Raw genomic sequence first — 19,462 nt, forward strand, 5'->3', positions numbered from 1 at the left:
CAACGGCGACACGCCTGGTCACAAGCGTCCGATGAACCCCGACACGCCGCGTCACAAGCGTCTGATGAATGGCGACACGCCTGGGTGGGGGCGGATGGGTGTTGGGAAATTGCGGGGTGGTGTTGAGATCTTGCAGGCGGGTGTGATGGTGCGTATGGTCCGGGTGGCGGGCGTGGAGTGCGTGCCGCTTTTAGTTGTGAGGGATGGGCCGTCCATGTCCCGTAGCCGTCAGATCGCCGTGCTGGCGTCGACCGCCGTGTTCGCGACCACCGTGCTGGCCAGTGCCGGCACCAGCGCTTCCGCCGCTCCACCCATCCCGGTCATCACCCGCGCCGGACTCGACCCGGCCCTCGTGCAAGGCCGCGGCGCGAACGTGGCCTTCGTCGAGCAAGAGGCCGAGAACGCCGTCACCACGGGCGAGCGGATCGGCCCGAGCCGCGAGGCCTACACCCTGCCCGCCGAGGCGTCGGGTCGTACGGCGGTGCGGCTCACCACGAAGGGCCAGTACGTCGAGTTCACGCTTTCCCGGCCGGCGAACGCCCTCACCTTGCGGTACAGCATTCCCGACGCCGTTGGTGGTGGCGGCATCACCGCGCCACTCGACGTACTCGTGAACGGGCGGCACCGGCACACGATGACGCTCACCTCGCAGTACGCCTGGTTGTACGGCATGTATCCGTTCTCCAACGACCCGAACGTGGACCCGAAGCCCGGCTGGTGGAAGCCGGAGCCGGATCCGGTCGCGAAGCCGTTCCGGCCGAACCACTTCTATGACGAGCAACGCCTGCTGCTCGGGAAGACCTACCAGGCGGGCGACCGGATCCGCTTCCGCGTTCCGGGCAAGACCTCCGCTGACTGGTACGTGCTGGACCTGGCCGATTTCGAACTGGTCCAGGCCCCGGCGAAGCAGCCGCGGAATTCCCTGTCGGTACTGGCCTTCGGCGCCGATCCGACCGGCCGTCGCGACGCGGCTCCCGCGATCGAGCGGACCATCGCGGTCGCGAAAGCCCTGCGAATGAAGGTGTTCATCCCCGTCGGGACGTTCCAGGTGAACCGGCATATCGTCGTCGACAAGGTAACGATCCAGGGCGCCGGCAACTGGTGGACCGTGATCAAGGGCAAGGTCGTACCGCTGGCCGAGCCCGCGCCGGACAAGTCGATCCACACCGCCCCCGGGTTCTACGGCAAGTACGCCGAGGCCGGCGGCAGTACGAACGTGCACCTGGCCGACTTCGCCATCGAGAGTGACGTGCGGGAACGGATCGACACCGACCAGGTGAACGGGATCGGCGGCGCGATCGGCGGTGGTTCGACCATCGAGGGCCTGTACATCCGGCACACCAAGGTCGGGATCTGGCTGGACGGCCCGATGAGCGGGCTGACCATTCGCGACAACATCATCGTCGACTCGATCGCCGACGGCCTGAACCTGCACCTCGGGGTCTCCCACGTCCGCGCCACCAACAACTTCATTCGCAACAGCGGTGACGACGGGCTGGCGATGTGGTCCGAGGCGAACGACCGGGGCCTGGTCAACCACAACAACGTCTACGACCACAACACGGTCCAGACCCCCGTACTGGCCAACAACATCGCGATCTACGGCGGCCGGGACAACGCGGTCACGGACAATCTGGTGGCCGATCCGATTCGCGAGGGCAGCACCTTGCACGCCGGTTCGCGATTCACCTCGACGCCGTTCGAGGGCAAGCTGGTCTTCGCGCGCAACACCACCGTGCGCGGCGCTCCGCGCGATCTCAACTGGAACATCGGTCTCGGCGCGATCTGGCTCTACGCGCTGCAGTCGGACATGGACGCCCGCATCGAGATCACTGACAGCGCGTTCCTGGATTCGACGTACAACGCGTTCATGTTCGTCGTGGACTGGCCGGTCAAGGACCAGTACGAGGTAACCAACGTGGTGGTCCGGAACGCCAAGGTCGACGGCACCGGTACCAGCGTGGTCAACGCCCGCGTAGGTGGCTGGGCCAGCTTCGAAAACGTAGACGCGCGCAACGTGGGTGCGCCCTTCGTCAACAACTGCGGCACCTTCCAGTTCGACGGAACGCCTGAGTTCGACGTACGCCTGGTCGGAGACAGCAACGACGGCAACTGGACTACCGGCGCCACCGGACCGATGTTGTGCGAGGACCGGCCGGTAGTCGTTCCACCCCCGCCACCCACCACCTGGTAGCCCTCCCACGACCCCCGCCGGCCTGCCCTGCCTCCCGCGATTGGACGCGCTCACTCGCGGGAGATGGCCTAGGGTCGGTTGTATGCGTGAACTGGCTCAACGTCTGCATGGTCTCGGTACGACGATCTTCGCGGAGATGTCCGCCCTGGCCGTGCGTACCGGCTCGGTCAACCTAGGCCAGGGGTTTCCCGATACCGACGGCCCGGACTCGATCCTGGAAGACGCGATCCAGGCGATCCGTGGTGGCGCGAACCAGTACCCGCCGGGCCGGGGGATTCCCGCACTGCGCCTGGCGATCGCGGCCCACCAAGACCGGTTCTACGGCCTCAAGTACGACCCGGACACCCAAGTCCTCGTAACCACCGGGGCCACCGAGGCGATCGCCGCCGCGCTCCTGGCGTACGTCGAGCCTGGTGACGAGGTGATCGCCCTGGAGCCGTACTACGACTCGTACGCGGCCGGTATCGCCTTGGCCGGTGGCAAGCGTGTCCCGGTGACATTGCGCGCGCCCGACTTCCGGCTGGACCTGGACGAACTCCGGGCGGCCGTCACGGACCGTACGACGGTGCTGCTGATCAACTCGCCGCACAATCCGACCGGGACCGTACTCACCGACGACGAGTTGCGCGGTATCGCCGCACTGGCGGTCGAGCGGGATCTCGTGGTCATCACCGACGAGGTGTACGAGCACCTGGTCTTCGATGGCGGCCGGCACATCCCGCTGGCGTCGTACGAGGGCATGGCCGAGCGCACGGTCAGCATCGGCAGCGCGGGCAAGACCTTTTCGGTGACCGGCTGGAAGATCGGCTGGGTCACCGGAACGCCCGAGGTGGTGACGGCGGTGACCACGGCCAAGCAGTTCCTCACCTACGTATCGGGTGCGCCGTTCCAGCCCGCCATCGCCGGAGCGCTTGCCCTGGGCAACGATTACTTCGACGGGTTCCGCGCCACCATGCAGGCCAAACGCGATCGGCTCTGCGACGGCCTGTCCGCCTTGGGGTTCGGGGTTTTCCGCCCGCAGGGCACGTATTTCGTCACGACGGACGTACGGCCGCTCGGGTTCACCGACGGGATCGAGTTCTGCCGGATGCTGCCCGAGAAGGCCGGGGTCGTAGCGATCCCGCACCAGGTCTTCTACGACAACGTCGAGGCCGGTCGCCCGCTGGTGCGCTGGGCCTTCTGCAAGCAGGACGAGGTCATCGACGAAGCCCTGACCCGCCTCGCCAAGCTCTAGCCTCTCAATGCCTTCAGCTGGAGATCGGTGAGCCGCCCGGGGCGCGCCTCGGCCGTGTAGGCGCCTGAGCTGGTACGCCGGAGCGCGACCGGATCGACCAGGTCCGGGTTGTACTCGGCGTCATGCAGGGCCTCGATGACCCGCTCGGCCGGCCACTCCAGCGCGGCAGCCAGCTGGCTCGGCGTGAGCGCCGTCCTGGCATGGACAAGCGCGGCGGTCACGGTCAGGGCGTCGTTCCGCGCCGACTCACTCGGACCGCCTGCCATGTCCTCGCTGAGGCGGCCGATGAACTGGCGCATCTCCTCCAGCCGCACCCCGGCCGGGGTGTCCGGGCCGAAGATCTCGACACCGCGATCGGCCGTCTCGGCCCACTGGGCGTTCTGCCGCGCGCTGACCTTCCAGGTGCGCAACCAGACGTCGTCGTAGATCACGTAGTGCTCGCGTCGCCTGCGAGGATCGGCCTCGCGGTAGATCAGCTCGAGGCCTTCCAGATAGCCGACCGCGTTCGAGATCGACGCCGGACTCACCCGGAGCCGTTCCACCAGCTCGGCCGAGGTCGAACTGCCCTCATCCGTGGTCAACAGGCAGACCAGTACGCGCGCGGCCATCCGCGGCAACCCGGTCTGCACCATCAGCGCGGCGAACTGCTCCTGGAACTCCCGAGCCGCCTCGGCATCCCGCCCGTACGCATCCTCTGCTGCAGCGGCCGTGCCTGGCGCCGGACTCGGCTTGGTACGACGGGCGCGCTGTGCGGTGGCCTGGTGGGCCCGATCCGCCTGGTAGTTCCCGGGGCCGCCGTTGCGGGCCACCTCACGACTGATGGTGGAGGTCGGGCGGCCGAGTTCCCGGGCGATCTCGGCATAACCGAGGCCGTCGGCCAGCAATGCGGCGATGCGCTGCCGGTCCGGCTGGGTCAGCCTGCCGCCGGGCATTGCCTCACCGCGCGTTCATCCAGCGGCCGCCCGCGAAGCAGGCCGCAACAAACCGGCCCGCTGCCGGCCGGGCGTTCAGTCACGTGGGCCGGGCCGATCGATGCGGGGCTGCCGGATCACGGGTTCGCCGATGAACGGTTTGAGCGCCTCCGGCGTACGCGCGATGGCCGTCGTACCGTCGTCGGCGGTGATGATCGGCCGCTGGATGTGCAACGGATTGGCCGCGAGAAGTTCCAGCCAGGCCTGCCGATTCGCCTCGTCGCGCGGTAGCGCCTTCAGCTGTTCGGCGGCCGGGCCGTCCGGACGCGCGACATGCCACGGCTCCACGCCGAGGCGCTCGACCACGGCGGCCAGCTCCGCCACCGTGGGCGGGTCGTCCAGATAGCGGCGAACCGTGTACGCGATACCGGCCTCGTCGAGCGCCGCCGTCGCGCTGCGGCACTTGGAACACGTCGGATTGACCCAGATCTCCATCAGTGCCGCACCCCGAACCATTGCTTGGTCGGCGGCTGAACCATCATCACCAGAATGCCGATGTGCAAGGCGATTCCGATGATGCTGGCCGGCAGGGACAAGATGCCGCCCAGTACGCCGAGGGCCGCCACCACCATCAGCACGATGCGGGCCCACCGCGCCCGCTTGTGCAGGAAGATCGCCGGCACGATGTAGACCAGCCCGCAGATCAGGAACAGCACCGGCAGCATGCCCGCGGCATCGGGCTGACCCAGTGTCGCCGCCATCTCCGCACCGGCCGAGGTCATCGCGACCAGCGCGCCGAGCAGCGACATCACGCCGATGATGACGGAGATGATCGACGCCACCACGACCTGCCGTGGCGGCCGGGTCGGCTGCGCCCCCTGCCAGCCCGGATACCCACCAGGCACACCGGGATAGCCACCCGGCTGAGCGCCCGGCGCGGGCCACCCGGGCTGAGCGCCACCCGGGTACGCCGAGTTGGCGTCACCGGGCTGCCCGCCGACAGACCCCCCAGCCAGCGCACCGGGACCGAACACACCCGGCCCCTGATAAGGCCCCGGCCGCTCAGGCTGAGACTCCGGCTGCGACCACTGCGGCCGCGATTCCGGTCGCGGCTGAGACTCCGGCCGTGCGTCAGACTCAGGCCGCGGCTGACCCGGGTCGGCCGGCTGTGGCTGGCCGGGGTCGGGCGGCCCGTGCTGGTCACTCATGCTGCTCACTCATCAGGGGGCGATCCTTCCAGCGGACGCAAGTTGCGTCCTGGGTCGATGATCCCAGATCAGGCCTGAACGGCCTGGACGTCGAGGGCGTCCTTGGCTTCGTTCAGGCTGACTGCCACGGTGTCGCCATCCCGGATGGTGCCGGCCAGCAGACCGCGAGCGAGTTCGTCGCCGATGGCCGACTGGACCAGGCGGCGCAACGGGCGGGCGCCGTACACCGGGTCGTAGCCGGTCAGCGCCAGCCACTCCTGCGCGTCCTCGCCGACCTGCAGCGTGATCCGGCGATCGGACAACCGCCGCTGCAGCGCCTTCACCTGCAGGCCGACGATCTGCGTCAGCTCCTCGCTGCCGAGCGCGTCGAACAGCACGATCTCGTCCAGCCGGTTGATGAACTCCGGCTTGAACGACTGCCGCACCACCGCCATCACCTGGTCGCGCTTGACCGCGTCGTCGATGGTCAGATCGGCCAGGTACGCCGAACCGAGGTTGCTGGTCAGAATCAGGATGACGTTGCGGAAGTCGACCGTGCGACCTTGGCCATCGGTCAGCCGGCCGTCGTCGAGAACCTGCAGCAGGATGTCGAAGACCTCGGGATGGGCCTTCTCCACCTCGTCCAGCAGGATCACCGAGTACGGCCTGCGCCGCACGGCCTCGGTCAGCTGGCCACCCTCTTCATAGCCGACGTAGCCCGGAGGGGCGCCGACGAGCCGGGACACGCTGTGCTTCTCGCCGTACTCCGACATGTCGATCCGGACCATCGCCCGCTCGTCGTCGAACAGGAAGTCCGCAAGGGCCTTTGCCAGCTCGGTCTTACCGACACCGGTCGGACCGAGGAACAGGAAGCTGCCGGTCGGACGGTCCGGGTCGGAGATACCCGCGCGGGCTCGTCGTACGGCGTCGCTGACGGCCTTGACCGCGGTCCGCTGGCCGATCAGCCGCCCGGCGAGTTCGTCCTCCATCCGGAGCAGCTTGCCGGTCTCGCCTTCGAGCAGCCGGCCGGTCGGAATACCCGTCCACATCGCGATCACCTCGGCGATCTCGGTCGGGCCGACCTCGTCGTGCACCATCGCGTCCGGCCCGGGCTCGACCGACTCGGACGCGGCGAGGCCCTCGAGCTCCTTGGTCAGCTCGGGCAGTTCGCCGTACAGGATCCGGGCGGCGGTTTCGAGATCGCCGTCGCGCTGGGCACGCTCGGCCTGGCCGCGCAGCTCGTCGATGCGTTCCTTGACCTCGCCGACCCGGTTCAGCCCCGACTTCTCCTTTTCCCATCGGGCTTCGAGCGCGCGCAGTTCTTCCTCCCGGTCGGCCAGATCGGCACGCAGCCGGGCCAGCCGGTCCTGGCTGGAGGCGTCGTCCTCACGCGACAGCGCGAGCTCTTCCATCTTCAGCCGGTCGACCGTACGCCGCAGGGAGTCGATCTCGACCGGGGACGAGTCGATCTCCATCCGCAGCCGGGAGGCCGCCTCGTCGACCAGGTCGATCGCCTTGTCGGGCAGCTGCCGGCCGCTGATGTAGCGGTTCGAAAGCGTGGCGGCGGCGACCAAGGCGCTGTCCGAGATCGCGACCTTGTGATGCGCCTCGTACCGCTCCTTGAGCCCGCGCAGGATCGCGATCGAGTCCTCCACGCTCGGCTCACCGACGAACACCTGCTGGAACCGGCGTTCCAGGGCCGGGTCCTTCTCGATCCGGGTGCGGTACTCGTCCAGCGTGGTGGCGCCGATCAGCCGCAGTTCACCGCGGGCCAGCATCGGCTTCAGCATGTTGCCGGCGTCCATCGCGCCCTCACCGGACGCACCGGCGCCGACCACCGTGTGCAACTCGTCGATGAACGTGATGACCTGGCCGTCCGACTCCTTGATCTCGGTCAGTACGGCCTTCAGGCGCTCCTCGAACTCACCGCGATACTTGGCACCCGCCACCATCGCGCTCAGGTCCAGGCTGATCAGCCGGCGCCCACGCAGCGATTCCGGTACGTCGCCCGCGATGATCCGCTGTGCGAGGCCTTCCACCACGGCGGTTTTACCCACGCCGGGCTCACCGATCAGCACCGGGTTGTTCTTGGTCCGGCGTGACAGCACCTGCACGACGCGGCGGATCTCCGAATCCCGGCCGATCACCGGATCCAGCTTGCCCTCGCGCGCGCGTTCGGTCAGGTCGACGCCGTACTTCTCCAGGGTCTTGGTGGTGCCCTCGGCCTCCGGCGAGGTGATCCGCCGGTTGCCTCTGGCCTCGTCGAACGCCTTCAGCAGCGCGTCCGCGGTCACCTCGAGCGCCGACTTGGCCGGGCCGTCCACGGTCGCGAGCGAGACCAGCAGGTGCTCGGTGGAGATGAACTCGTCGCCCAGCCCGAGGGCGCGTTGCTCCGCCTGGTTCAGCACGTCGGTGGTCTTCGGCGACAGGCTCGGCGCCTGCACGCTGCCACCACTCGTACGCGGCAACCGCGCGAGCTGCTCCGCCGTACGCCGCCGGACGCCGTCCACGTCCGCTCCGGCCGCCTCGAGCAGGCCCACCGTCGTGCCCTCCGGCTGTGCCAGCAGAGCGGACAGCAGGTGAATCGGTTCCACGGTCGGGTTACCCGCCGAGGAGGTCTGACGGATCGCCACCGACAGGGTTTCCCGCGCAAGCGTCGTCAACCGTTGAACATCCATCAGTTCCGGCCCTTCCTTCCAGCCACGTCCAGCCACAGTCCTCGAGCCCACCTCTACCGGGGCTCACCAGGAACAACGTACCGAGACTTGAGTCCATTCCACTCAACTCTGCCATCCGGGGTCAAATCGCCGTGTTACCCGCCCCTCATCCCCGAACGCCCTCCGCCTGGGGAAGTCGAGCAACCGCTGACCGGGCGGGAGTCGTATAGGTGGTGGGCTGGGGCGGCGGCAGAACCCCTCGGGTATCAGCGGCGTCTTCAGCTCGGAAGCACCCTCGCGCACCGCCCTGTCTGGAGGACTCTTGCAACCGAAATGGATCGCGCCCTTAGCGGGCTTAGCCCTGATACTCGGATCGACCTCAACCCCAGCGAGCGCGGCGGCCCCGCGCAAGCAGGAACCAGTTGGCGGGAAGTCGTACCAGATCACTTTGATCACCGGAGACCAGGTTCAGGTCACCACCCGGCCGGGCCAGCCGGAACGCGTCACGTTCATCCCGTCGGCCGGTGGCCGTTCCGACGCCGCCACCATCTCTCGCTCCGGCGGTCATACCTTCGTCACCCCGACGGCCGCGTTGCAGGACGTGGCCAGCGGCAAGCTCGACCGCACGCTGTTCGACGTCACCACGCTGATCGCGGAACACCGCGACGACGCGCGTAGCAAGAACCTGCCCGTCATCATCCGGTACGCCGGTTCGCCCGCGAGCGCGGTCGGCAGGGCCAAGCAGGCGGCCCTTCCCGGCGCCGCGCGGACGCGAGTGCTGACCAGCATCGGCGCGCGGGCCGCCGCGGTACGGAAGAACGCGGCGGCCAAGTTCTGGGACTCCCTCACCCCGGGCAGCACCGAGCGGGTCGCCGGCACGATCCAGCGGATCTCGCTCGACCGCCGGGTGACGGCGAATACCGATCTGAGCGTGGCGCAGATCGGCGCACCGGCCGCCTGGCAGCGTGGTCTGACCGGGCAGGGCGTCAAGGTGGCCGTGCTCGACACGGGGATCGATACGACCCACCCGGACCTGGCCGGCCAGGTGGTCGCCAGTGCGAACTTCTCCGAGTCCGCCGACACGGTCGACCGGGTCGGGCACGGCACACACGTCGCCGGCACGGTCGCGGGAACCGGTGCGGCGTCCGACGGTAAGTACCGCGGTGTCGCACCCGAGGCCGACCTACTGAACGGCAAGGTGCTCGACGACACCGGGTTCGGCTCGTTCGCCGGCATCATCGCCGGCATGGAGTGGGCCGTGGCCCAGGGCGCCGATGTGGTGAACCTGAGCCTGGGTAGCCAGCAGCCGAGTGACGGCACCGACGACCTCTCGCTGGCCGTGAACCGGCTCAGCACCGACACCGGCACTCTCTTTGTCGTTGCCGCAGGCAACTGTTTCTTTCCGTTGCCGAATTCGATCAGCTCTCCGGCCGCCGCCGACCACGCGCTGGCCGTCGGCAACCTGCAGCGGGACGGCAAGGCGGCGTTCGACTCCTGCCGCGGTCCGCGCAAGGGTGATCACGCCCTCAAGCCCGAGCTCTCCGCACCGGGCAGTGGGATCGTCGCGGCGAAAGCCGCCGAGGGCCAGATCGGCCAGCCGGTCGGCGAGCACTACACAACGCTGAGCGGTACGTCGATGGCCACCCCGCACGTGGCCGGTACCGCCGCCCTGATCGCGCAGGCGCATCCGGACTGGAAGGCGGACAAGCTCCGCGCCCGGCTGATCTCAACGGCCGATCCGCAAGAGGGCAGCTCCGTCACCGAGCAGGGCGCGGGCCGCGTCGACGCCGACCAGTCGACTGCCGCGGGCGTGACGGTGGACACCGGCGAACTCGAGCTGGGCGTTCTGGCCTGGCCCTACCCGGCCCAGGATGTCGTCACCCGCGAGCTGACCTACCGCAACCCGGGCGATGCGCCGGTCACCCTGCAGCTCGCCGCCTCGACGAACCCCGCCGCGGCAGCGCCGAAACTGAGCGCCCGCCAAATCGTCGTACCGGCGAAGGGGGAAGCCAAGGTCACCGTCACCGCCGATCGTGCGGCGAACGGCCCGGGCATGGTGTCCGGCCGGATCACCGCGACGGCCGAAGGCGCCGACCCGCTCGTCACCACGGTCGGCTGGCTGGCCGAGGCCGAGGTGTACAGCCTGAACATCAACGGCATCCACCGCGACGGCGGCCCGGCGAACGCCGACCTGAAGATCGACGGCCTGGACGGTCAGGAGACCGGCCTCGGCCCCGACGGCCTGCGGATGGTCAACGGCAAGGCCACCATCCGGCTCCCTCCGGGCCGGTACGAGGTGTCGACGGTGTTCTACGAGAACAACACCACCGAGCACGGCCGGGATCAGTTCAGCGTCGTGGTCGGGCCCGAGACCAACCTGACCAAGGACACCACCATCACCCTCGACGCGCGACTGGCCAAGCCGGTCAAGCTCGACGTGGCAGACCGGAAGGACCTGGCCCCGCGAACCACCGGGATGAGCTACATGCGCGAGCTGGCGAACGGCAACTGGGCCGGTGGTGTCGGCGTCGAGGCCACCGGCGCACCGCGTGACTTCTACGCCACCCCGACGGCCAAGGTCACCGCCGGGCAGAGCGAATTCAGCGTCGCTACCCGGCTCGAACTGCCGCCGTACCGCGCGCAGGCCAACGGTCAGAGCGTGCCGGTGCTCGACTTCTACTTCGGCCCGCGCTTCACCGGTACGAAGACCCTCGAGGTCGTTGACGCCGGATCGGCCAAACCGGAGGAGCTCGGCAACGTACGCGGCAAACTCGCGCTGATCCGGTCCACCTACGACGACTGGAACGGCGTACAGGCGAAGGCCGCCGAGGACGCCGGTGCCGCCGCCGCGCTGCTGTACAACCCGGACCGGCCAGGTCTGGGCGGCACCTCCCCCTGGTGGGCGATCGGCACGGGTGGCGAGGCGGTCATCCCAGCCATGCGGACCTCTCGCGCCGTCGCGGTGGACCTGCTCGCGAAGGGCGGCCCGGTCACGATCACCGGCGTCGCCAGCACGCCCGTGCTGTACGACCTCGCCATGCCGTACGCGAACCAGGTTCCGGCCAACGCGATCGCCTCGGTCCGGTCGCATCAGCTGGCCCGGATCGACGAGGTGTTCGGCACGCACGTCGCGGGCATGCCGACGTCGGAAACCCGCCACGCCACGACACCGCTCAGCGGCAACTTCGGCGGCTGGCTGGTACCGACGTTCGCGACGCCCGTGCCACGTACGTCGTACGTGCTGGCCAACAACGTCCAGTGGGCCAGCATGCTCGTCAACGGCAACGGCACGGAGGACGCGTGGGAGGCGAACTCCCTCGAACGAGTCCACCGTGCCGGGACCAGACAGTCCGTGCGCTGGAACACACCGATCGCGAACAGCGCGCTGCCCGCCGGCCACAGCTGGATGGCCCGGGTCGGCCGCGAGGAAGGGGACTGGCTCGCGGTGGCGCTGAGCCCGTTCGGCCATGGGCCGGAGCTGTTCACCAGTCCGTGGGGCAACGCGCTCAGCGGCAGCCTGACGGTCGAGCGCAACGGTGAGCAGATCGCCTCGGAGACGGATACGGCAGCACTGTTCGTGCAGATCCCCGAGGAGGCAGCGGACTACCGGATCATGCTCGACGCCAACCGGGAGAACAGCCTGTGGAAGTACTCGACCCAGGTGAAGTCGACCTGGGCGTTCCGGCCCTTCGGCGGCGCGGACGAGCGGATGCCGTTGGTGCTGGCGGATCTGGACGTACCGCAGGCCGACAGCCTCAACCAGGTCCAGGTGGGCCGCCCGGCCGTCATCACGGTGGGCCTGCGTCATCAGCACGGCTCCGGCGCGACGGCCGCGTTCGCAAAGCCGAAGCTGGAGATCTCCTACGACGGCAAGACCTGGACCAGCCTGCCGCTGGCCAAGGTCGGCCCAGCCAAGTTCGCCACCTCGGTCACGCATCCGGCCGGTCAGGCGGGCAAGGCGCCGTCGCTGCGATTGGAGGCGAGTGACGTGGCCGGCAGCAAGCTGAGCCAGCAGATCACCCGTGCCTACGGCCTGAAGTAGCGTCCCGCGGGTTAAAGTCAGGCCGGGTGCGGCAACGCACCCGGCCGTCCGCCTCGGCACCGTTCGATCACCCTCGGCCGAGGAGGCCTCTTGCCGCGCGCCCACCGGATCGCGTCCGTCCTAGTGGCGGGCGCCGTTCTGCTGCCCCACCTGCCCAGTTCCGCGGAGCTGCCCGCCGCCTCCGCCGCGTCCACGCCGGCCGCCGCCGATCGGCCCGCGCCGCCGAAGGACGGCATCCGGGTCACGCTGATCACCGGCGACCGGGTCTTGCTGACCGCCCGCCCGGGCGCGCTGGACCAGGTGTTGTTCGAGCCCGGACCGGGCAGTTCGTCCACGTCCGCGGTGATCACCCGCAGTGGCGGCCATACCGTCGTGATTCCGTCGGCCGCACTCGCCGATGTGGCCTCCGGGCGGCTCGACCGGGACCTGTTCGACGTCACCACGCTGATCGCCGAAGGCCGCGACGACACCCGCTCCCCGGGCGTACCGGTGATCCTCGAGTACGACGGCCCGTCGTACCGGTTGCCCGGACCGGCCCTGCGCGATCTCGTTCCCGGCGGTACGGCGACCCGGGTGCTGAGCAGCCTCGGCGCGCAGGCCGCCATCGTGGAGAAGGCCTCGGCCCGCACGTTCTGGCTCGGCCTGGCCTCGCGGCTGCGCGCGTCGAACGTGCGCCGGATCAGCCTGGACCGCAAAGTCACCGTCGCGCTGGACAAGACCGTCGCCCAGATCGGGTCACCCGCCGCCTGGAAGCGCGGCCTCACCGGCAAAGGCGTGCAGGTCGCCGTACTCGACACCGGCATCGATGCGAAGCATCCCGATTTCGCCGGCCGGCTGACCGAGGTCCGCAACTTCAGCAGCGCGCAGACCAGTGACGACAAGGTCGGCCACGGGACGCACGTGGCGGGCATTCTCGCGGGTAGCGGCGCGGCGTCCGGCGGCAAGTACCGCGGTGTCGCGCCGGAGGCCTCGCTCCTGATCGGCAAGGTGCTCGACGACCAGGGCGGCGGCAGCGAATCGGCCATCATCGCGGGCATGGAATGGGCCGTTGCCCGCGGCGCCAAGATCGTGAACCTCAGCCTGGCCAGCGCGGACGCCAGTGACGGCAGCGATCCGATGTCGCAGGCGATCAACCGGCTCAGCCGCAAGCACGACACTCTCTTTATCGTTGCTGCAGGCAACTGTTACGAAGACGGCCAGCAGCAAACCCCTGCCCCCGCGGCCGCCGACGAGGCGATTGCCGTTGGCAACTTGCAGATCGATGGCAAGAGCAACGACTCGTCCTGCCGTGGCCCGCGGCTGACCGACGGCGCGGTCAAGCCCGAGATCTCCGCTCCCGGCACCGGCGTGATCGCGCCGCGGGCCGCGAACACCAGTGAGGGCAGCCCGATCGACGACAGCTACACCAGCCTCACCGGTACGTCGATGGCCGCGCCGCACGTGGCGGGCGCCGCCGTTCTGCTGGCGCAGGCGAACCCGTCGTGGCACGGCCGTCAGCTCAAGGCCCGCCTGCTGTCGACGGCCGATCCGCAGCCCGGCGGCGCGATCACTCGCCAGGGCGTGGGCCGAGTGGACGCCGACCAGGGCACCGCGCCCACCGTGTCGGTCGACTCCGGCGAACTGGATCTCGGCATGCTGCATTGGCCGTACCCCGCAAGCGACGCGGTCCAGCGCACGCTGCTCTACCGCAACCCGAGCGCCGTTCCGGTCACGCTCCGGTTCAAGACTGACCTAGGCCTCAAGCTGGATAAGACCGCCGTGGTGATTCCGGCCCGCGGTCAAGCCACTGTCACCGTGACGGTGGACCGTCGCAAGGCCGGGATCGGCGCCCACAGCGGGCGGATCACCGCCACTGAGGCCACTGGCGATCCGCTGGTCACCTTGTTCAGCTGGTACAACGAGCCCGAGCGATACGACCTCGCGATGCGCGGCTACAACCTCGACGGAAGTCCTGCCGCGTCCGATCTGGCGGTGGATCGCCCGGACGGCGGCGAACTGCCTGCGGCGGTCGGCTCCGGCGTACGGATGGAGAACGGCAAGGCGGTACTGCGCGTTCCACCTGGGCGGTACGAGGTCGCCGGCATCTTCGGCCGGGACGCCACCGACACCCGGGTGGAGGACTTCGCGCTCGCCTCGGCGGAGGTCGTCGTACGCGGTGCCACCACGATCACGCTGGACGCGCGCAAGGCCGTGCCGGTCGACGCCGCGGTGGCGAAGCGGCCTGGTCTGGCCGCGCGCGAACGCGGTATGACCTATGTTCGGGGCGATTCCTTCACGGTCGGGGCGCTCACGATCGGCACGCCCCGGCGGTTCTTCGCGACGCCCACGTCTCGCCGTACCGGCCGGACGGAGTTCAGCACCGGCGTGCGCTGGGAGGTACCGCCCTACCGGGCCATTCGCTCGGATGGTGGCTCGCTGCCAGTGACGGACTACTTCTTCGGGCCGCGCTTCACCGGTACGAAGAACCTGCGGGTGGTCTCGACCGGCGATCTGACCGGTGGCCTCGCGGTGATCGCGCGTTCCAGCACCAAGCCCGTTGGGGAACAGGCCCTCGCCGCCGAGAAGGCGGGCGCTGCGGCCGTCCTGTTCTACGACCCCGCGAAACCCGGGATCGACGCCGATGGCCCGTTCTTCACGCCGGAAGGTGCGCGCATTCCGGTTTTGCGGACCAGCCGGGCGGCCGCGCATGACTTGATCGCGGCGAAACACCTTCGGGCCGTTACGGTCCGCCTCGTCGGCACGGCCGCGACGCCGTACGTGTACGACCTGGTGGTGCCCTGGGCCGGGCGTATCCCTCGGGACGCGTCGGCGCTGGTACAACCGCAGGACCTGGCCCAGATGGACGAGACCTTCGGAAGTCATACCGATGGCGTGCTGCACTCGGAGACCCGGAGCGGTCTGACCCCGGCCGGTACGTCGTACGGCAGCTGGTTGATGCCCGCGTTCGTGGCGCCGCACCGGCGGACGTCGTACCTCTCGGGCAACTCGACCCGCTGGAGCGACTACCTGGTGGTGAACAACAGCGGCACGGGTAGTCCGTTCGGCCTGCGCTCGGTCGATCGCACCTATCGCGCGGGCCAGCGGACCCGGGCGCGCTGGGTGATGCCTGTCGCCGCAAGCGGTCTGCCCGCCGGAGGCGAAGGCCCTGCCCGGGTGGTCCGCCGCGGGACGTCCCTGCTGGTGGCGCTCAGTCCGTTCGGGCATGGACCCGAGCAGTACGCCGAGCCTTTCGACGGCAGCGGGCAGTACGCCCTGAAGGTATGGCGCGACGACCTCTCGGTGGGCGAGGTGGAGTCGGCCTTCATGGACTTCGACGTACCGGCCGAGCCCGGGCGGTACCGGATCGACCTGGACGCTCGGCGCGATCTGCCCTGGTGGCGGTACTCCACCCGTGTCGTCTCCAGCTGGGAATTCCGCTCGACCCAGGCGGAGAGCGAGTTGCTGCCGCTCCTGGTGGCAGACCTCGACCTACCCCAGGCAGGCCCGTTGAGCGCCGTATCGGCCGGACGACCCGTTCGTATCACTCTCGGCCTTCGGCACCAGGCGGGCGCCCGAGCCAGCCGGATCACCTCGGCCCGGCTGCAGCTGTCGTACGACGGTGAGATCTGGCACACGCTGCGGCTGAAGCCGTACGCCCGCGGCAAGTACGTCGCGACGGTGGTGCATCCGCGCAGCCAGGCGGGCGCCGCGCCGAGTTTGCGGGTTGAGGCGACCGATGCGGCAGGTGGGCGGTTGCGTCAAGAGATCAGCAAGGCCTACTCCCTGAAGCCGTGACGACCCTGTGCGTTAACTAAGCTCCGCGCATGACCCTTAGCCCGGCCCCCGATCTCCGTCTGCAGATCGACCGGATCAAACGGCTCTCGCCGGCCCGCAAAATCGGCTACGGGTCCATCGTCGTCGTCCTGTTCGCCGCCTGCCTGCTGAAGTGGGGCGCGGACCACGACATGTACGACCTGCGGGTCTACGTGGTCGCCGCCCAAGGGCTGCTGGACGGCCAGGACATCTACTCGGCCCACCTGCAGAATCCGGGCATGGCGCTGGGGTTCACCTATCCGCCGTTCGCCGCGCTGCTGTTCGTACCGTTCGCCCTGGTCGGCACCGGCGCGGCCCGGATCGCCATCACCGCGTTGTCGGTGATCAGCCTGATCACGATCGGCATGATCTCCGTCCGGGCGGCCAACCGCAGCCTCGGCCTGCGGCACAGCTCCCGCCTCGGCTGGTCCCGGCACCGCCTGACCCTGGTCGGCCTGGCCTGCGCCGTGGCGGGTCTCGCGTACGAACCGATCCGGATGACCTTCCACCTCGGCCAGATCAACCTGATCCTGCTGGCCATGGTGATGCTGGACGTGCTCGGCTACACCCCGCGGCGGTTCCGCGGCGCGCTGCTCGGTATCGCCATCGGTATCAAGCTCACGCCCGGGTTGTTCCTCTTCTACCTACTGGCCTGCAAGCGATACCGCGAGGCCGTCGTCGCCGCGGTCGCGACCGTTGGCACGATGGTGTTCGGGGCGATCGTGATGCCGTTGCAGACAACGGACTTCTTCACCGGCTACATGCTCGATACGAGTCGCCCGGGCGTCGCGTACATGGTCGCGAACCAGTCGATCCGCGGGGTTCTCACGCGCGTACTCGCTGACGCCGACCTGGCCGGCATGCTCTGGCCGATGGCCGCGGTGATCGCATGCGTGCTCGGCATCATCGCCGCCAAGCAGGTCCACCAGCGGGGTTATCCGTTCGAGGCCTTCCTGCTGGTACTGCTCACCATCGGCCTGGTCTCACCGATCTCCTGGACCGGCCACTTCGTCTTCGCCCTGCCGGTCACGATCGCCCTGGCCGCGTGGATCTACCGCACCCAGGGCCCGGTGCGGCACGTACTCACCCTGGTCGGCGTGTTCTGGACGGTCAGCCTCACCCTCGGCCTGCCATGGTGGGCACCGCACTTCAACGACCTCGAACTCACCCACCGCGGCTACAACCTGGTCCTGGGCAACTCCTACGCCCTGGCCTCCGCCGCCATCCTCACCACCGCCCTCCTGCTCACCCGCCCCACCCCCACCCGCCGCCCCCGCCCCGACACCCCAACCCCGTCACTCATCGGACGCTAGCCACCCGGCGCGTCACCGTTCATCGGACGCTAGTTACCGGGCGTGTCGGCGTTCATCGGATCCTTCTGACCGCACCCCGGCGTGTCATCGGACCCGAGTTACCGGGCGTGTCGGCGTTCATCGGACCGTTGTGACCAAGGGGTGGCGCGTCATCGGACTCTTGTGACCAGCCGCGACGCCTCGACGCGGGGAATCGTTGGCAGGCCCGGCTTGGTGAGTCCACTGGACATTCCTGCGGCGGAAAAACGTCCCGTGGACTCACCAAGCACTTCCAGCACCAACGGGTTGTGGGCGCGACTACCGGGTTGTACCGCTGCTAACGGGTTGTGGTGTGCCGACTGCCAGGTTTGTGCTCGGCTAGCCGGTTGCAGCCAGGTAGTCCCGCAAAAACGCGGCAGCGGGCGCAATTGAGTCCAGCAGAGTGGTGTACGACGAGATCTCGGTGACGCGTGGCGTGGAGACGTGAGCGCGGTCATCGGGCCCCTTGCGACCAGACCACGGGCTCCCATCGGCCCTGAGGGACCAAGCGTGGCGGCGTTCATCGGACCCTTCTGACCAGCCGTCATGAGTGGATGGTTTTGCGGCGAGTTGAATATTTATGCGATCGGTCGCATACTTAGGCCATGTCCAAGGTGCTTACTCAGCTGCCCACCGGCGAACGCGTCGGCATCGCCTTCTCCGGAGGTCTCGACACCTCCGTGGCGGTCGCCTGGATGCGCGACAAGGGCGCCATCCCCTGCACGTACACCGCCGACATCGGGCAGTACGACGAGCCCGACATCGACTCGGTCCCGGGCCGCGCGCTGGCCTACGGCGCGGAGCTCGCGCGTCTGGTGGACTGCAAGGAGGCACTGGTCGAGGAGGGCCTGGCCGCGATCACCTGCGGCGCGTTCCACATCCGCTCCGCCGGCCGGACGTACTTCAACACCACCCCGCTCGGCCGCGCCGTCACCGGCACCCTGCTGGTGCGGGCGATGCTGGAGGACAACGTCCAGATCTGGGGCGACGGCTCGACGTTCAAGGGCAACGACATCGAGCGGTTCTACCGCTACGGCCTGCTCGCGAACCCGCACCTGCGCATCTACAAGCCCTGGCTCGACGCGGACTTCGTGACCGAGCTCGGCGGCCGTAAGGAGATGTCGGAGTGGCTGGTGGCCCACGGGCTGCCCTACCGCGACAGCACCGAAAAGGCCTACTCCACCGACGCGAACATCTGGGGCGCGACGCACGAGGCCAAGACCCTGGAGCACCTCGACCACGGGATCGAGATCGTCGATCCGATCATGGGCGTGCGGTTCTGGGACCCCGAGGTCGAGATCGCCACCGAGGATGTCTCGATCCAGTTCGAGCAGGGCCGGCCCGTCACGATCAACGGCACCAAGTTCGAGTCCGCCGTGGATCTGGTCAAGGAGGCCAACACCATCGGCGGCCGGCACGGCCTGGGCATGTCCGACCAGATCGAGAACCGGGTGATCGAGGCCAAGAGCCGCGGCATCTACGAGGCGCCCGGCCTGGCCCTGCTGCACATCGCCTACGAGCGGCTGCTGAACGCGATCCACAACGAGGACACGATCGCGAACTACCACGCCCACGGCCGCCGGCTCGGCCGGTTGATGTACGAGGGCCGCTGGCTCGACCCGCAGTCGCTGATGCTGCGGGAGTCCCTGCAGCGGTGGGTCGGTTCGGCCGTCAGCGGTGAGGTGACGTTGCGGCTGCGGCGTGGCGAGGACTACTCGATCATGGACACCACGGGCCCGTCGTTCAGCTACCACCCGGACAAGCTGTCGATGGAGCGCACGGAGGACGCCGCGTTCGGCCCGGTGGACCGGATCGGCCAGTTGACCATGCGCAACCTCGACATCGCCGACTCCCGCGCCAAGCTCGAGGAGTACGCCGGACTCGGGCTGATCGGGGCCACCCACACCGAGCTGATCGGCGCGATGCCGGCCGGTGGCGCGGAGGCGATCGCGTCCCGCGGCGGCGACGCCCCGGACGACGAGGCCGAGGCGCTCGACCGGGCCGCGATGGAGTTCGGCACCGACTAGTCGCTGGACCAGCAGGCATAACGAAACCCCCGGCGCTCGAGCGGCCGGGGGTTTCGTTTTGCTCAAGTTCTTCAGCGCGGCTCAGGT

The 19,462-nt window shown here is 69.0% G+C and carries 10 protein-coding genes; 6 read left to right on the forward strand and 4 right to left on the reverse strand.

The window, feature by feature from the left end; translation table 11 throughout:
- Nucleotides 1-214: 214 nt before the first annotated feature.
- Complete coding sequence (locus ACFFGN_RS24380) at nucleotides 215-2,194, forward strand: glycosyl hydrolase family 28-related protein (protein WP_380051654.1); 1,980 nt, start codon at nucleotides 215-217, stop codon at nucleotides 2,192-2,194.
- An 82-nt stretch (nucleotides 2,195-2,276) separates the two neighbouring features.
- Nucleotides 2,277-3,428: a pyridoxal phosphate-dependent aminotransferase gene (locus ACFFGN_RS24385; protein WP_380051656.1), complete on the forward strand. Its 1,152-nt coding sequence runs from the start codon at nucleotides 2,277-2,279 to the stop codon at nucleotides 3,426-3,428.
- On the opposite strand, the gene ACFFGN_RS24390 is transcribed toward ACFFGN_RS24385, so the two are convergent.
- The 4 genes from ACFFGN_RS24390 to clpB all read right to left on the reverse strand — a co-directional run bounded on the left by ACFFGN_RS24390 (nucleotide 3,425) and on the right by clpB (nucleotide 8,204).
- Nucleotides 3,425-4,360 carry a GbsR/MarR family transcriptional regulator gene (locus ACFFGN_RS24390; RefSeq protein ID WP_380051658.1) on the reverse strand — a complete coding sequence of 312 codons (936 nt, stop codon included), beginning with the start codon at nucleotides 4,358-4,360 and terminating at the stop codon, nucleotides 3,425-3,427. The two genes, ACFFGN_RS24385 and ACFFGN_RS24390, sit on opposite strands and share 4 nt — an antisense overlap.
- Nucleotides 4,361-4,435: 75 nt before the next feature.
- Nucleotides 4,436-4,834 (reverse strand): ArsC/Spx/MgsR family protein, encoded by a 399-nt coding sequence (locus ACFFGN_RS24395; protein WP_380051660.1) that lies wholly within the window; start codon nucleotides 4,832-4,834, stop codon nucleotides 4,436-4,438.
- Nucleotides 4,834-5,373: a hypothetical protein gene (locus ACFFGN_RS24400; RefSeq protein WP_380051662.1), complete on the reverse strand. Its 540-nt coding sequence runs from the start codon at nucleotides 5,371-5,373 to the stop codon at nucleotides 4,834-4,836. Before ACFFGN_RS24400 ends, ACFFGN_RS24395 begins: the two co-directional genes overlap by 1 nt.
- 242 nt (nucleotides 5,374-5,615) lie before the next feature.
- Nucleotides 5,616-8,204, reverse strand: a complete 2,589-nt coding sequence (gene clpB / locus ACFFGN_RS24405) for an ATP-dependent chaperone ClpB (protein ID WP_380051664.1) — start codon at nucleotides 8,202-8,204, stop codon at nucleotides 5,616-5,618.
- A 427-nt stretch (nucleotides 8,205-8,631) separates the two neighbouring features.
- Between clpB and ACFFGN_RS24410 the strand changes: the two genes are divergently transcribed.
- The 4 genes from ACFFGN_RS24410 (at nucleotide 8,632) to argG (ending at nucleotide 19,375) form a co-directional block, all read left to right on the forward strand.
- Nucleotides 8,632-12,225 (forward strand): S8 family serine peptidase, encoded by a 3,594-nt coding sequence (locus tag ACFFGN_RS24410; RefSeq protein WP_380051666.1) that lies wholly within the window; start codon nucleotides 8,632-8,634, stop codon nucleotides 12,223-12,225.
- Nucleotides 12,226-12,315: 90 nt separating this feature from the next.
- Complete coding sequence (locus tag ACFFGN_RS24415) at nucleotides 12,316-15,999, forward strand: S8 family serine peptidase (protein ID WP_380051668.1); 3,684 nt, start codon at nucleotides 12,316-12,318, stop codon at nucleotides 15,997-15,999.
- Nucleotides 16,000-16,028: 29 nt separating this feature from the next.
- Nucleotides 16,029-17,330 carry a glycosyltransferase 87 family protein gene (locus ACFFGN_RS24420; protein WP_380051670.1) on the forward strand — a complete coding sequence of 434 codons (1,302 nt, stop codon included), beginning with the start codon at nucleotides 16,029-16,031 and terminating at the stop codon, nucleotides 17,328-17,330.
- A gap of 623 nt (nucleotides 17,331-17,953) precedes the next feature.
- The gene (gene argG / locus ACFFGN_RS24425) at nucleotides 17,954-19,375 is read left to right on the forward strand and encodes an argininosuccinate synthase (RefSeq protein WP_380051672.1); all 1,422 of its coding nucleotides are present in this window, start codon (nucleotides 17,954-17,956) and stop codon (nucleotides 19,373-19,375) included.
- The last annotated feature ends 87 nt before the right edge of the window (nucleotides 19,376-19,462 follow it).

Source organism: Kribbella deserti (assembly GCF_042434725.1).
GTDB lineage: Bacteria > Actinomycetota > Actinomycetes > Propionibacteriales > Kribbellaceae > Kribbella > Kribbella deserti.

Excerpts from the sequence above, each read along its gene's own strand:
- argG (WP_380051672.1), top strand. The coding sequence starts at position 17,954 with ATGTCCAAGGTGCTTACTCAGCTGCCCACCGGCGAACGCGTCGGCATC.
- clpB (WP_380051664.1), bottom strand. The coding sequence starts at position 8,204 with ATGGATGTTCAACGGTTGACGACGCTTGCGCGGGAAACCCTGTCGGTG.
- ACFFGN_RS24390 (WP_380051658.1), bottom strand. The coding sequence starts at position 4,360 with ATGCCCGGCGGCAGGCTGACCCAGCCGGACCGGCAGCGCATCGCCGCA.
- ACFFGN_RS24385 (WP_380051656.1), top strand. The coding sequence starts at position 2,277 with ATGCGTGAACTGGCTCAACGTCTGCATGGTCTCGGTACGACGATCTTC.
- ACFFGN_RS24395 (WP_380051660.1), bottom strand. The coding sequence starts at position 4,834 with ATGGAGATCTGGGTCAATCCGACGTGTTCCAAGTGCCGCAGCGCGACG.
- ACFFGN_RS24380 (WP_380051654.1), top strand. The coding sequence starts at position 215 with ATGTCCCGTAGCCGTCAGATCGCCGTGCTGGCGTCGACCGCCGTGTTC.
- ACFFGN_RS24420 (WP_380051670.1), top strand. The coding sequence starts at position 16,029 with ATGACCCTTAGCCCGGCCCCCGATCTCCGTCTGCAGATCGACCGGATC.